Genomic DNA, 14,152 nt, shown 5'->3' with positions numbered 1-14,152 from the left:
TTTGATTGGATTCAGTGGTACAACCGGAAGAGGCTTCACTCGAGCATCGACTATTTATCGCCGATTCAGTTCGAACAAGTCGCTAAGCTACAGGCTGCATAGGTAAGCGGAGTTCAGTGTCTCATTTGGTGAGCAATTCCAAAAGGTTGCCAGACTCCTTGTAGAGATACTTGAAGACAGCGGTGGCACCTGAGGGTGTCGCGGCATTATGGCCGACGGCGCAAGTTGCGCAGGTTTTGTCCCATACCTGTCGAGGGAGGGGGTAGATCCAAGTGAGTTGGTTGCCGGTGAACCACTCGGGGTTGTACGAATGTGTTAAGTGGATGGTGAAGCTATACGGGCCGTTGTAGGTGACACTCTTGATGTCGTCTGGCATCTCGCCAGGGACGTAAGGTGCGTAGTCCCCAAGCTTGGCTCCTGCGGCTTCAAGTTCAAAGAAGAAGCGCACATCGCTGGTGGTGACCGGCTGTCCGTCTGACCACTTCCATCCCTGCTTCAGGTCAACCGTAACTTCGGTATCACCATGGGAGTGCACAGGAGGATCGGCGATTGAGAGTTTATAGTTGACGCCCGTTTTACCTCTCGCTCCCGCAAAGTACAGGGGCCGCCAAAGCCCACTCTCCACGTTTGAGTCATAGTCTTCGTAGTTGGCCTCATTCTCCAGTGGGAGTATCCAACTGAACTCCTCTCCAATCGGTAATGCATAGCTAGCAACACCCCCATGAATAGGAGTGCCAGAGGTGCTCTTAACGGTCGTGGTGGTCGATGAACTAGTCGATGCGCTACCACAGGCCGCCAGCAAGAGTGATCCAGTAAAGGCGACGCCAAGAATCTTGAGAAGTCTCGATTGTCTCCATGGTTTACGTTGTGCTGTGCCGCTCGCATTGAGACTCTTGCTATTTCGATTGGAATTTGTATTCTATCGATTGGAGTTTGCGAAAACCATTACCGTCCCTGTCAAAATAGGCGCATCATGCCGAGGCTGTTGCGCGAATGATATACCCACCAGATTGAGTCGTCACGAAAGCATGCTCCACCGCTTTAGCGCTGTCAACAACCAGCGAGGAGTTTCTCCGAGGCAAAAGCTCAAGCTGAGACTAGCCCCTTTGTTTCGTTAGACCTCCTAGAGTCTGAATCGTTAACGGATCCGAAACAAACCGGCTTATGTTCGCGTTGACTCAAGCTCTCCTGATGGCAAGGCTTGCTCAGGAGTTATGCAATCCGAGCGTAGTGTGCGAGATATTCAGGACCATTGTGTCGCGGTGGTGTGGAATGATTGACCAAGAGATAGTAGGAGGACGCGATTGGGGTTGTCGGGATTGCTGGTGGTGGTTAGAAGATGCTATTGATCGAAGTAGCGGTGCTTGGATTCGTCTGCCATGAAGGTATCGAACCGTGAGGCCGGGGATCGGGCTTGTCGTTAAGTAATTAGGCTCGTCCAATCCCGAACAGCAGACCAAAGTGGCCACAGCGAACGCACATTCCAGGGTGAGCAGGACTAGTAGACCGTTGAGCGATGGGACCCACGCGTAGTTGGGTTACATCCAAGTGGGCTACGGACGTTCGCGATGTCATTTACGTACAGGCGCATCAGAGGAGGAAATGAACCATCACTTCAGCGACGACGCCCGGCTGATCATGGAGCACGTCGTGGGCGGCCTGGTCGATCATCTGTACTTCACAGGTGCTTAGTTGGCGAGCCCGATCGGCCATGGCTCGATAGACAGTATCGCTTGCGCCGAAGAGATACAGCAGTTGGGTGGTGGTGTCACCTAGCGAGGGGGTGAGATCGGGTTGTTGGCCGGTCCCGTAGCTACGGAGGGCACCGGCGAGCTGGCTGGGGCGGTTCATGAGACGGAGCCGGATGTCGCTTTCGGTCAAGGCGCGATCCCCAAAGAGCGGTGCCTGATTCCACTCCTTGAGGAAGGTCCTAAATGCTAGGTTTTGGCTCCCAAGCCCAGCGGTGTAGGGCAGGGATTCGAGGCGTTGTGCGAGCAGCTCGTCAGAGCTCTGTCGCGCGAGTCGTGCCTCGGTGGAGGTGATGCCGAGGTGGGCGGAGACGATGACCGCGCGTTCGATCACTCCTGGATGGGTTGCGAGCATCCAGAGTGCGAGACGGCCCCCCATGGAGTAGCCAAAGAGATCAAAGTGCGGAGCAATGGTGCCTAAGGCGTCAAAGAAGTGATTGGGTTCGTTGGGTTCGATAGACGTCGCACCGTGGCCAGGACAGTCAACGAACCAGATACGCCGATAGAGTGGTGCGAGGGTCACCACAAAGTCCTTCACCATCGCGAAGCGGTTCTGGGTAAACCCATGAAGGCAGACGAGGTCGCCGCCTGGTGCACGGGTCTGGACCATGAGAGCCGCTACCGTGGAATCAAGGAGAGTTTGTGAAATCGTCAGCGTCGGCACCCCACCCCCCAACTTCAGAGCCCTCGGGGTCCAATGTTCGTCTTTTTGCCATCCTGCTGGACCAGCTTAACAGGCTCGGACTCCACCAGGTGGTGCTCGCTCCAGGCTCTCGTTCGACGCCTATGGCCGTCGCGCTGGCAACTGCTCCTCTGTCGGTTTCGGTCTGCTTGGACGAGCGCGCGGCTGCATTCTTCGCCTGTGGTCTCGCTCGCCGAAGTGGTGAGCCGGTGATGGTGGTGACCACCTCGGGAACGGCGAGTCTCGAACTCCTACCGGCACTCGCGGAGGCCTCTCTCTCTGGTCTTCCGTTGTTGCTGGTGACGGCCGATCGTCCAACCCGACTCAAAGGGGTGAGTGCACCCCAGACACTCGATCAGCTCCAAGCCATGGCGAGCTTTGTACGCGCCACGATCTCGTTGGAGTTTGTCAGCTCGCTTACCCCTCGTGATCTCGCCTCGGTCGCACTCCAGTTGGTCACCGAGTTAGGTGGAGCCCCAAACGGACCAGGCCCGGTCCACTTGAACGTGGGTATCGAGGAGCCGCTCTTGGGACAGGTAGTCGAGGATGAACAGCGCCAGGCAACGGTACTCCAAGAAGGAGCACGACGCGGCGACATCGCCCTGCATCGCCCTCTGGCTCCTCGCTTAGCAGCGTTAGATCCAAGAGTGGCGAAAGAGATCTTTCGCTCTGGGCGCTCGGGATGGTTGCTGCTCGGTGGCGTGAGTGATAGCACCCACGCCACGATTGCGGCGGCAGAGGCCGTAACTGACCAGCTGGGTTGGACTCTTGCCGTCGATGCACGGACACCATTGGCTCGAAGAGATACAACGGTGATCCACCTTGATCTACTGACCCGCGGATCCACTCCCACACCGGAAGTGGTGGTCGTGATCGGCGATTTTCCACTGGCTCGCAGCACCATGAGTGCCTTGCGAAGGGTGGTCGAGGCCGGAGGCGACGTGGTGACGCTTGGTGATCGGTTTGTGGTTCGTGATCCGGGGCGTTTTGTGACGGCTGGGTATGTGGCCGATGTAGAGTCGACACTTCAGTCGGTGTTGACAGAGAGCCTGGCACCGATGGAGAGGTCGCTAGTCGTCTCCGAACGGGTTCAGCTACTTGCACTCGACCAGAGTATTGACCGTTCGGTGCAGAACTTTGCACAGGACCATCCTGCTACGGAGATCGCCCTCGCCCGCGCGCTCTATGGGTTGTTGGGAGGCGATGAAGCGCTATTTTCCTCCGCATCGATGCCGATTCGGTACCTTGATCAGTTCCGTGGCTATCACTCCGATCCACCGTTGGTGGCGATGAACCGGGGAGCGAATGGGATTGACGGAGTACTTTCGAGTTATCTAGGGTTCGCCCACGCACGGCCCCAACGCCTCACTGCACTCCTCGTTGGTGATCTCGCTACACTCTATGACGTCAGCGCCCTCATTCACCTGCCTCTCCCAAGCCGAGGCTTGATTGTGGTACTTGACAACCAAGGTGGGCTCATCTTCGATCAGGTGCCACCGGCTGCGAACATCGCCGCTGATGTCCAGACGGAGTTTTTTGTGACGCCACCACGCGTGCGCCCAGCATCGGTGCTCGAGGGAATGGGGTTCGAGGTGACGAGGATTGCCGATGCCGTGGCCCTGGCTGCGCTGGTGCAACGAGCTCGCAACGGTGAGTTCCTTGTCGCCGTGCTCGAAGGGACTCGGGCGGCTAGTCACGAGGCGCTCGGTAGTCTTTACGCACAGATCGATCACCAACTCGCAAAGGAGCAGCGTAACCCATGACTCTGTCCGAGGACCTTCAATATCGTGGACTCATCAACCAGATGAGCGCAGAGGGGCTCGTCGAGCGCATGGACTCAGCTCACCTTTCGCTCTACGTCGGTTTCGATCCGACAGCTGACTCCTTGCACCTAGGCAACCTGCTGGGTCTCATCATGTTGCGGAGATTCCAGCGTGCTGGTCATCGTCCGATTATGGTGGCGGGTGGCGGTACTGGGATGATTGGCGATCCCTCCGGGCGCTCCACGGAGCGGACTCTTCTCGATGACGAGACACTGACCAAAAACACTGCGGCAATTCGCCTACAGCTCGAACGTTTTGTCGACTTCTCTGGCGAGGTAGCCGGTGTATTGGTCGATAACCGTGAGTGGCTCCAAGACCTCAATCTGATCGACTATCTCCGTGAGTATGGTAAACACTTCTCTGTTGCGACCATGTTGGCCAAGGATTCGGTCAAGGCGCGTCTTGGCAGCGAAGGGATCTCCTACACCGAATTCAGCTACATGGTGCTACAGGCGATCGACTTTCTGGAGCTCAGCCGGCGCTTTGATTGTACGCTGCAGCTGGGTGGCTCTGATCAATGGGGAAACATCACAGCGGGGATCGACCTGATTCGAAGGGTGGACCAACGTGAGGCCTTCGGTTTGACGTGGCCGTTAATCACCAAGGCCGATGGTACGAAGTTCGGTAAATCGGTTGGAGGAGCGATCTGGCTCGATCCTCACCGGACCTCGCCGTACCAGCTCTATCAGTTTCTTGTTCGCTCCGATGACGCTATGGTGATGTCCTACCTCAAGCAGTTCACCTTTCTCGATCAGGAGGAGATCGCCGAGCTTGATCAGTCTCATCGTGAACACCCCGAACGGCGCGATCCTCACCATCGCCTCGCCTCGGAGCTGGTGACGCTGGTACACGGCCAGGAGGAGGCTGAGCGGGCCAAACGGGCAAGCCGTTCACTCTTTGTTGGAGAACTTGAGCTGTTGGAACCGGACCTGCTCGAGGAGGCGCTCGGTGAGGCTCCGACCATGAATATCGATGCGATTGAATTTGAGAAGGGCATCGATCTCATCGAACTCATATCGCGTAGTCCCCTGTTTGTCTCAAGGTCAGAACTGCGACGCACGTTGAGTCAGGGCGGTGTCTATCTCAATGGCGTCGCCCAACGGGAGACCATCACCGTCACCAAGGATCTGCTGATCGATGGCCGCCTCTTGGTGCTGCGACGTGGCAAGAAAGATTACTGCTTGGTTCGCTGTGGTGCACAATAGCCGTGGAGTGCATCACGCAGTCGATCGCGATAGTCGATGAGCTCCGTATCAGAGGCGTAGCGTTGGCGGGGCCAGAGGAAGCCGCGTAGACCGTCTTTGTGGCGTCGGGGAATAACATGGGTGTGAAGATGTGGTACCGACTGAGAGATGACGGTGTTCGTGACGGTGAGAACGCCGTCTGTTCCAAAAGCGGCCACCGACGCTCGCGCGACGGCTTGGGTCCGGTGTGCTACCTGTGCCACTGTTTCCGGCGAAGCGACCAAAAGATGCTCCACATGGTCGGTGGGGATCACGAGGGCATGTCCGAGAAAGACCGGCGCATGGTCGAGGAGCACCGACGTCTCTGCGGCAACCTCGACGACGAGCGGGTTGTGGGGATCGCTGATCAGGTCGCAGAACGGGCAGAACATGGCTGAGAGTGTAGTAACCAATGATGATGCCCAGCTGCGACGTGCGCTCTGGGCGATGGCATCGGGTCTGTATCTCCTCAGCTTGACAGATGGAGATCGGTCTCATCTCATGACGATCTCGCTCGTCATGCAGGTCTCCAAGGAACCAAGGATGTTGGCGATGTCGGTCGAGCGTGAGGCATTGGCGCTCGAGTTCCTGCGCCAGGGTGCCGCGGTCGGCTTGGTCTTTCTCGACGTGACACAGGCCCCCCTCGCCCGCAAGTTCGCCAAACCCCCAGCCGTTGACGTAGCGGCGATGACGGCGAGCGGTATTCCGGTTGTCCGCGATGAGGCGTCGAGGTTGCTCCTGCCAAGGGATGCCCTTGGCATGGTGCTTGGGAGGGTTGTAGCTATGGTCGAGTTAGGTAGCCATTGGCTGATTACAAGTTCAGTCGATAGCATGGTAGTACGCCAACCAGTTGAAGCGTGGTCAACGGTGCTCTCGATGTCTGATACTCGAATGCATTATGGCGGCTAAAGAAGCAGGAATGAGGTAGTTTGGAGCATTTCCGTCGCGAGAGAGATACCAATAGCACGCAGGCAACCGATGACGCTCCCGATCTCATGGCGGCACAGGTGCATCGACAGGGGATTCGGCTACGTTGGGTGGCAACCGAAGCCGACCTGGTGGAGGTCGTCAAGGAGGCGCAGACGGTGCGATCAGTGGCGGTTGACACGGAGTTCCATCGCGAACGAAGCTATTATCCGAAGTTAGCGCTGGTGCAGGCTCGGGTTGGCGATCTGATCTTTCTGATCGATCCGCTTGTCGTCGATCTGGCCCCGCTGGGGGAAATCTTTGGCGACGGGGAGATCAAGTTCGTCTTTCACGCGAGCGAACAGGACCTTGAGATCCTCGAGCGCGCAGTTGGCACCCGTCCGACCCAACTTTTCGATACACAAGTAGCGGCGGGCTTTCTGGGCTTGAGTCACGCCTCCCTCGGAGCGTTGCTCAACCAGTATCTCCACGTCACGATTGCGAAGGGGGCTCGGCTCTCGGATTGGATGGCGCGCCCCCTCACTCCCGAGCAGATTGATTATGCGGCGACAGATGTCCTCTATCTGGAGGAGCTCGAACGCAAGATTGTTGCTGAGCTCGAAGCCACAAACCGTCGGAGCTGGGCGATGGAAGAGATGCAGGCGGTCGTGCGGCGCCGTCGGTTCGAGGCTCCGGTGGAACTAGCTTGGACGCGCATTCGCGAATGCCGCAGTCTCGATGATGAGCAGAATCGACGAATCGCCGCACGAGTCGCCGCATGGCGAGAGGAGCAGGCTCGGGTGCGCGATGTTCCCGCACGTTCCATTTTGTCGGACCTTGCCATCTCCTCCATCGCCAGAGCCGCTCCTGCGTCGCGTTCGGAGTTAACTCGGCTGCGTGGGGTAGACCCACGACGGCTTGACGCTGAGGCGGTCGGCCAACTGCTTGAGTTGGTGGCGAGCGATGAACCGATTGGTACCGTCACCGCGGAGCTCGCGATCTCGGCGACCATGCGACCAGAGCTGGCCCCGATTGTGCTGTTGACCGCTGCGGTCGTGCAGGCCAAGGCTATGGAGCTTGGAATCGACCCTTCATTGATCGCTGCTCGAGACGATATTGTGGATTTTGTGATCCGCCGGCGTGGCGGACTCTCGCGGGGTTGGCGTTACGAAGTATGCGGCTGTGAGGTCGGGGCGTTATTGACTGGTGAGCGTACCATCCAAGTGGTCGAGGATCATCGTCTCCAGGTCCGTCCATCTCCAGGTTCGCGATAGCAGCAATAGGCAGAGCGCCCACGCAATAGGCAGAGCGAGCACGCAATGGATTATTGGAGGTGCGCCGTGAAATGCATGTTCGCGAACAAACGGTGTTCGTACATCCCGATTGGCTCCACAGGTAGGCCCGAGTTCTCTCCCCAAACCTAAGACCATTCACTGGAGGGTCTTTGCCTATCTCCTTGGTGTTGTGGCCCGACGAGGACTGCTCAGCGCTCGGCAAGCTGTTGCAGAGGGCTATCCTTGGCTGCTGCTCTCGGTGGTAGTATCGCACCGCTGATCAAGGGGCAACTCGGCGCGTTCTCCCTCTCACATCCCGTGGGTCGTGGAAACGGCAATCCGATTGTGCGCTGGCGCTATCGCAAGCCAGACATAGCGACATGGTGGCCACCGCTACCGGGAATCAGCATCACGTTGGCGATTGGTGGGCGGGATGACTCGAAGTCGTGATCGCTATGAAGCGCTTGGGCTATTCCTTGACGACCCAACGAGCGATCGACCGTCACGCTGCTTACCGCCATGGCTTAAAGCATTGGTTTGTCACCAATTCAAGCGACGTTGCCCGCTCAGCTCTCTGGTGGGCGTAGATCGATGGTAAGGGTGAGGATGCCGTCCTCAAGCTTGGCAACTGCGTCCCCAATAACGGCATAATCGAAGTAGTCCACAGAGGCTTGCTCGACGAACTTCGCTCGTTCACTACCCTCTACTGGCGGCATCGGACGAGATTTGACAGCCGCGGCACGCCGTTGGAATCTTTCGATCATCTCGTCTGGATTGAAGGCATCTGCCATGATCACTCCTTTGTCGTTTTCGCTTGCGCCTTAGAGACAAGATTGGCGTCGCCTTGGTGCGCCGGTGATGCTCACACCTCTTCACCGCACCGGCTAAGGCCAACCTTGACCACCATTAGCCAAGCCGTTGTTGTTGGAATCTATCCTACCCTCAAGGTGTTTTGACCTGGTAGCTGGAGATCTGCGAGAGCAAAATCGCTAAACTGGCTGTTGGACGTGCGAGGAATGAATAGGTCTCGTCAGAGTGAGTGGGAGTAGCGCGTGAAGAAGGGTCGTCATCGTCGATACGAAGAGGCGCGAAAGGCAAAGCGAGGTATTCCAATGCCACTCATTCGTTGTGAGGAGTGTGGAGGGGATTCGGTCCATGGGCATGCCGATTGGTGTATGGCCTATCTCGATGACGAAGAACTCCAGGCTGCTCCATCTTCCTATGGGCGTGATGAAGATTCGGAGGACTGAGTCGTAGCGACCGCATTGTTTACGATCTCTTTCACGCAACCCTCGTCGGCCATCTCCTCTATGGTGGGGCGCTCCCGTGATGCGGATAGTATCGGGGTGGTATTCCTTCACGGTTGGCGCCGTGACCTGCATGATTGGTCCAAGGTGATCGAACTACTGAGGGACGATCTCTCGATCCTCGCGCTCGATCTCCCCGGCTTTGGGGATTCACCAGAGCCACTTACCGCTCTGAACTCGGTGGGCTATGCTCAGGCGGTTGCAGAGGTCATCCGTGAGTGGCGCCACGACGCAGGGGTTGGCCGCGTGGTGGTGGTCGGCCATTCGTTTGGTGGTCGGGTCGCTATTGAACTGGCCAGCGTGGTGGCCCCAGAGCTCGTCGATGAAATTGTACTCATCGGTGTACCTATTATCCGACCGGAGAGTCAGGCAAGGTCGCCATGGGGCTACCGACTCATTCGATCACTTGCTGGGATGGGGGTGGTGTCCAAAGAGCGTCTCGAACGAGCGCGCCAGCGATACGGCTCGGACGATTACCGTCAGGCTCGTGGTGTGATGCGCCAGATCTTTGTCGAGGTGGTGAAGGAAGAGTATCTCGATCATCTCCTCTTGGTCCAGCGGCCCATCTGGATGCTCTGGGGTACGCTTGATCAGGCGTGTCCTGTTGCATTGGCACGCCAGGCAGCGAGCGCCAGTTCCTGGGCAACGCTCAAGGTGCTCGATGGGGTTCATCACCTGGTCCCGCTTGAGGATCCTCAGTCGATTGCGGAGCTGATTACGACTAGAGTGATCGGGTCCTAGTCCGGGAGGTTGGCCGAAACAATGGGTCACGAGCTTGCTGTTGTAGCGGCCGTCATAATGGGTGTGATCGCACAGCTTCCGGCAGTGAAGTGGGTTCGTGTCGCCCAACGGGAGCATTATCTTCCTGGGCGTATCGGTGGGTTTTTCGCACTTTGGTTCAGAGCTTCCTTCATCAACCAGGCGTTGCTCGTCGTCGGTCTGATACTCCTAGTCGGAAGTTTTGTTCACTCCTTCGGGACCGACGTGCATCTCGTTCTCGCTGCGCTGTTGGTGCTCTGTCTGTTAGCCACGCCAGTCGGTCTTGGGTTTCGAGGCCGAACCTCGAAACTCGCACTGACCTCGCGGATGAAGCGCCTGCTGGTGACAGTAGGAGTTATCGATGCCCTGGTGACGCTCATCGGCTGGCTCATTGGGGTTCCTCTCGGATTCGCCTTGTTAAGTGGCTACCTGGCATCCTTGATCGTCGAGCTTGGACTCATCGCAACCCAACCGCTCGAGGACCGTCTACTCGGGCGCTATGTGGATGATGCGACGGAGCGACTCCTGCGCATCCGCCCAAAGGTGGTTGGCATCACTGGCTCCTTTGGTAAGACGACGACGAAGAACTATCTGGCGACCCTGCTCGAGGGATCTGTGCGTGCCATCGCCTCACCAGCGTCCTTCAACAACCGGGGAGGTCTTGCCCGTTCTATCAATGAACGACTGGTGCCAGGTACTGAGGTCTTCATCGCTGAGATGGGTACTTTTGGGCCGGGAGAGATTGCCGCACTTTGTTCTTGGATCCCACCCCAGATCGCGGTACTGACCGCGCTTGGCCCTGTCCATCTCGAACGCTTTGGATCCGAGGCATCAATTTTGCGGGCAAAACTTGAGATCACAGAGCAGGCATCGGTCGTGATCATCAATGTGGACTACCCCCGCCTTGCTCTCGCTGCGAAGGCACTTGCCGGCAGTGTGACTGAGCGAAAGATCATCAAGGTCTCGGCAATCCAGCTTGATGTAGACGTGACGGTCAAGCCCAATGAAGAGGGGGAGTTGGTCATCTATCTTGGGGGTCAAAAGCTTGACAAGATCGATGCTGGAGACATCGCTCCTACGAACTTAGCCTGTGCGATCGCCGCTGCGCTTGAGTGCGGCCTCACCGGCGAGGCCATCTGTGCTCGCCTCGCGTTCATTGCCTCGCCAGCGAACCGACTGGTGACGGCGGTGGTCCCCGAGAGTGGTGTAGAGGTCATCGATGACACCTACAACTCGAATCCTGCGGGAGCTCGTCGAGCGCTCGCGGCTCTTGACCGACGCGGTGGCGAAACGGCGACCAAGTTTGTCGTTACTCCTGGCATGGTGGAGCTTGGCAAGCGTCAATACCCGGAGAACTATGCTCTTGGAAAGGCGGTAGGTCGCGTCGCTGACGAGTTGATCGTGGTTGCCAAGACGAACCGAGCTGCACTGATTGAAGGGGCCGCCGAGGCGCAGGCAGATGCCCAAGGCTGCCGCCTCACACGGGTGCTCACCGTCAAGGATCGAACGGCTGCGATTGCGCAGGTGAAGCGCACGGCGAAGCCGGGTGACGTTGTTCTTTACGAGAACGATCTGCCTGATCATTACCCGTAGGTGCACGCCTCTCCCGATACGCACCGCCTTCTGCGCGGTTGGCGTCCGATAGAGTTGAGACGTAGCCCAGATCGGTTAGCGTGTTGCAGTATCAGCATGGTTCGGCCCGGCGACACCGCCGGTGACCCTACGAGTAGGACCCTGTGTTGGGGCCCTATGTTTGGACTGTGGAAAGGAACTCCAGTATGGCCGTTGAAGTGGTGGAGCGCATATGAATGCGATGATTGCGGTTCTCTTTGGAGGACCCTCGCCCGAGCACGACATCTCGATCCTGACGGGGTTGCAGGCAGCGCATGCGTTGCTTGGAACCGAGAGCGCGGTGACGGGTATCTACTGGTCCAAGACGGGTGAGTTCTATCGTGTTGCACCGACCCTGGAGGCACCGGCCTTCGCTCAAGGGGTCCCATCAGGAGCTGAACCGTTGATGCTCATCACGGGTAGTCGTGCTGGATTTGGTAGCCTGTCGTCGGGTTTGCGACCAAAGCTAGAGATGATCTCCATCGATGTGATCGTCAATTGTTGTCATGGTGGCCCTGGAGAGGATGGATCAATTCAGGCAGCTATGGATCTTGCAGGTCTTCGGTATACCGGTCCTTCGACGGCCACCGCCGCTATCGGGATGGACAAACTGAGCTTCGGCGCCCTCGCCGTCGCAGCAGGACTTCCGGCTCTGCCGCGCGTCGCCGCTGACGGGGAGATCCCCTTTGAGGGGCCCTACATTGTAAAGCCACGTTTTGGTGGTTCATCCATCGGCATAGAGGTCATTCGTGATCGCGGGACACTCCGGGATCGGGTCCGTGACAGCGTACACCTACGCACTGGTGCGGTGGTGGAGCCGTTCCGTGAGGATCTCTACGATCTCCAGATTGCGATCAGGAGCTATCCCGAACTCCAACTCTCGGCCATTGAACGGCCAACCCGATCTGGCGGTATGGCAGCGATCCTGACCTACTCAGATAAGTATCGGCCGGGCACGGGGATGGCGGCGGCGCCGAGAGAGTTGCCGGCGCTCTTGAAGCCCGAAACTGAGGAGCAGATTCGCGAGGTGGCCACGAGGACTGCGACCCTCATCGGGTCCCGTGGAGTGGCGCGCATTGATTTTCTCGCGAGTGAGAATGGCGATCTTTTTCTCAACGAAGTGAACACGATCCCCGGCTCTCTATCGCACTATCTGTTCATCGAACCAAAGGAGACGCTGGCAGAACAGTTGGCCAAGGATATCCGTGAAGCTCGGGAGCGAGCCACCTATACCCCAGTGACGCAAGGGGCGGATGGGAGTGTTTTGCAGTCGGCGGCGACGATCGCACAAAAACTAGCCTAGAGTGACATTCATGACCGCGCACGAGCCAATGACGCCAAGTCTCGGACAGCTGTCGGGTCGCACGCAACGCATCGTCGGCGCGATGGTTGATCCGGAGGAACGGGTGGTTGCCATCGTCCACCCACACTGGTGGTTGGTGCTCGGACCTGCGGCGACCTTTGTGGCGGCGAGCATCATCGCGATTGTCTTGACTACCTTTAACTATGCTCTGCTCAGCCTCCTCGGTCTGCTCATCCTGGGGGCCGCCGTGGTGAACATGCTCTTCCGTGGCTTGCAGTGGTACTTTGAGATGTTGGTGATCACCGATCGACGTGTTCGGTTTTCGCGAGGGGTACTGCTGCGCAAGACCAGTGAGATTCCGTTGCGTCACGTGAATGATATCACCACTCAGCAGGGGATCATCGGAAGAATTCTTCATTTTGGACGCCTGCACATCGACTCAGGTGACGCCTTTGGCGATGAACTCATCACCTTTGTCCCGAATCCCACACGATTGCGTCAGCTCCTTGCCAGCCTGGAGGATGCCCAGCAGTCAGGGTCTGCTGGTGCGGTGTCGGCCGTCAACACCAACGCCGATTCGCTCAGTCGACTTGAGCGGTTAACGATCCTACGGGCAGGAGGATTCTTGAGCGACACGGAGTTCGAGCGGGCGAAGTCGTCACTGTTGCGTGACCTCGATGGGGAACAGGGAACGCGTTACTGATGCCTGATAACGCAGTTCGGGACGCACTAGCGCGGCGGTGGTCCCGACAGCTACAAGATTGGGCGATACCCCAGGAGATACTCGCCAAGACCCCGGAGTCGCCGTGGAGCTTTGACCCCAATGGGTTCCGTCCACTCAGGGACGTGCCACTCAACCAGACCCAGTTGGCCCTTGTCGAGCTGCTCGATCGGTCTCCGCACCGCAGTGTTCTCGATGTTGGGGCGGGTGCTGGCGCGGCAGTTCTCCCGATTGGCTCCTCTATTCGTTCTCTGTTGGCTCTCGATCAGAACGCGGAGATGCTTGAGGTGCTCGCCCTTGAGAGTGAAGCATCGCCTGAGCTGTTGGTCGAGACGCGAGTCGGTGACTTCTTCGACCTTGAACCAGAGCTTGGACGTTTTGACGTGGTGACCTCGCAGAACGTTATCTACAACATCTCGAATCTCTTCGGTTTTCTCGAGGGACTTCTTGCTCATGCTGAGGTAGGAGTCGTGCTTGAACTGACCCTGCACCATCCACACTATGGCCTCAATCTGCTTTGGGAGGAGTTCCATCAGCTCGAGCGTCCAACGGATCCCAGCGCAACTGATGTCATCGAAGCACTGACGGTGCTCGGAGTCTCCCCAAAGGTGGTGATCGGACCTGGATTGCGACGATCCATGGACCCTGCTCAACAGATCATCTCCACGAGGAGAAGGCTCTGTTTGGCGCCGACGGAGGATCGGGCGATACAGGCAGCGATCCAAGCGGGTCGGATGCTCGTCAACCCAACGGTGACCCTCATCTGTGAGCTCGCCGGTGCATGAGGTGCGGAAG

At 58.0% G+C, this 14,152-nt stretch carries 15 protein-coding genes; 11 read left to right on the top strand and 4 right to left on the bottom strand.

Going from position 1 to position 14,152, the window contains the following annotated elements:
* Positions 1-9: 9 nt before the first annotated feature.
* The gene (locus tag M7439_RS12955; RefSeq protein ID WP_366525190.1) at positions 10-102 is read left to right on the top strand and encodes an IS3 family transposase; all 93 of its coding nucleotides are present in this window, start codon (positions 10-12) and stop codon (positions 100-102) included.
* A 19-nt stretch (positions 103-121) separates the two neighbouring features.
* Here the strand turns inward: M7439_RS12955 and M7439_RS02085 are convergent, their stop codons facing one another.
* Both M7439_RS02085 and M7439_RS02080 read right to left on the bottom strand, forming a co-directional pair.
* The gene (locus M7439_RS02085) at positions 122-802 is read right to left on the bottom strand and encodes an ABC transporter substrate-binding protein (RefSeq protein WP_298344460.1); all 681 of its coding nucleotides are present in this window, start codon (positions 800-802) and stop codon (positions 122-124) included.
* A gap of 788 nt (positions 803-1,590) precedes the next feature.
* Complete coding sequence (locus tag M7439_RS02080) at positions 1,591-2,358, bottom strand: alpha/beta fold hydrolase (RefSeq protein WP_298344457.1); 768 nt, start codon at positions 2,356-2,358, stop codon at positions 1,591-1,593.
* A 32-nt stretch (positions 2,359-2,390) separates the two neighbouring features.
* Between M7439_RS02080 and menD the strand changes: the two genes are divergently transcribed.
* Complete coding sequence (gene menD, locus M7439_RS02075) at positions 2,391-4,193, top strand: 2-succinyl-5-enolpyruvyl-6-hydroxy-3-cyclohexene-1-carboxylic-acid synthase (RefSeq protein WP_298344455.1); 1,803 nt, start codon at positions 2,391-2,393, stop codon at positions 4,191-4,193.
* Positions 4,190-5,458 carry a tyrosine--tRNA ligase gene (gene tyrS, locus M7439_RS02070; protein WP_298344452.1) on the top strand — a complete coding sequence of 423 codons (1,269 nt, stop codon included), beginning with the start codon at positions 4,190-4,192 and terminating at the stop codon, positions 5,456-5,458. Before menD ends, tyrS begins: the two co-directional genes overlap by 4 nt.
* Here the strand turns inward: tyrS and M7439_RS02065 are convergent.
* Positions 5,428-5,889 (bottom strand): HIT family protein, encoded by a 462-nt coding sequence (locus M7439_RS02065; protein WP_298344449.1) that lies wholly within the window; start codon positions 5,887-5,889, stop codon positions 5,428-5,430. The two genes, tyrS and M7439_RS02065, sit on opposite strands and share 31 nt — an antisense overlap.
* Between M7439_RS02065 and M7439_RS02060 the strand changes: the two genes are divergently transcribed.
* Together M7439_RS02060 and M7439_RS02055 are read left to right on the top strand one after the other, a co-directional pair.
* Complete coding sequence (locus M7439_RS02060) at positions 5,867-6,385, top strand: flavin reductase family protein (RefSeq protein WP_298344446.1); 519 nt, start codon at positions 5,867-5,869, stop codon at positions 6,383-6,385. The genes M7439_RS02065 and M7439_RS02060 overlap by 23 nt on opposite strands.
* A 20-nt stretch (positions 6,386-6,405) precedes the next feature.
* On the top strand, positions 6,406-7,656 hold the full coding sequence (locus M7439_RS02055) for an HRDC domain-containing protein (protein ID WP_298344444.1): 1,251 nt from the start codon (positions 6,406-6,408) through the stop codon (positions 7,654-7,656).
* 566 nt (positions 7,657-8,222) lie between these two features.
* Here the strand turns inward: M7439_RS02055 and M7439_RS02050 are convergent.
* Complete coding sequence (locus M7439_RS02050) at positions 8,223-8,447, bottom strand: hypothetical protein (RefSeq protein WP_298344437.1); 225 nt, start codon at positions 8,445-8,447, stop codon at positions 8,223-8,225.
* 261 nt (positions 8,448-8,708) lie between these two features.
* Here M7439_RS02050 and M7439_RS02045 point away from each other — a divergent pair, with 261 nt between their 5' ends.
* The 6 genes from M7439_RS02045 (at position 8,709) to M7439_RS02020 (ending at position 14,142) form a co-directional block, all read left to right on the top strand.
* Complete coding sequence (locus M7439_RS02045) at positions 8,709-8,906, top strand: hypothetical protein (protein ID WP_298334950.1); 198 nt, start codon at positions 8,709-8,711, stop codon at positions 8,904-8,906.
* Positions 8,907-9,002: 96 nt separating this feature from the next.
* Positions 9,003-9,704 (top strand): alpha/beta fold hydrolase, encoded by a 702-nt coding sequence (locus M7439_RS02040; protein ID WP_298344434.1) that lies wholly within the window; start codon positions 9,003-9,005, stop codon positions 9,702-9,704.
* A 21-nt stretch (positions 9,705-9,725) separates the two neighbouring features.
* Entirely contained in the window at positions 9,726-11,315 is a 1,590-nt protein-coding gene (locus M7439_RS02035; RefSeq protein WP_298344431.1) for a Mur ligase family protein, read from the top strand.
* 211 nt (positions 11,316-11,526) lie between these two features.
* Positions 11,527-12,636: a hypothetical protein gene (locus M7439_RS02030; protein WP_298344428.1), complete on the top strand. Its 1,110-nt coding sequence runs from the start codon at positions 11,527-11,529 to the stop codon at positions 12,634-12,636.
* Between the two features lie 10 nt (positions 12,637-12,646).
* On the top strand, positions 12,647-13,339 hold the full coding sequence (locus tag M7439_RS02025; RefSeq protein ID WP_298344426.1) for a PH domain-containing protein: 693 nt from the start codon (positions 12,647-12,649) through the stop codon (positions 13,337-13,339).
* Entirely contained in the window at positions 13,339-14,142 is an 804-nt protein-coding gene (locus M7439_RS02020; RefSeq protein ID WP_298344423.1) for a class I SAM-dependent methyltransferase, read from the top strand. Before M7439_RS02025 ends, M7439_RS02020 begins: the two co-directional genes overlap by 1 nt.
* Positions 14,143-14,152: the final 10 nt, after the last annotated feature.

Source organism: Ferrimicrobium sp., from assembly GCF_027319265.1.
Classification (GTDB): Bacteria; Actinomycetota; Acidimicrobiia; order Acidimicrobiales; family Acidimicrobiaceae; genus Ferrimicrobium.
The sequence above is the reverse complement of the archived record's forward strand: the minus strand, read 5'-3'. Positions and strand labels throughout refer to the sequence as shown.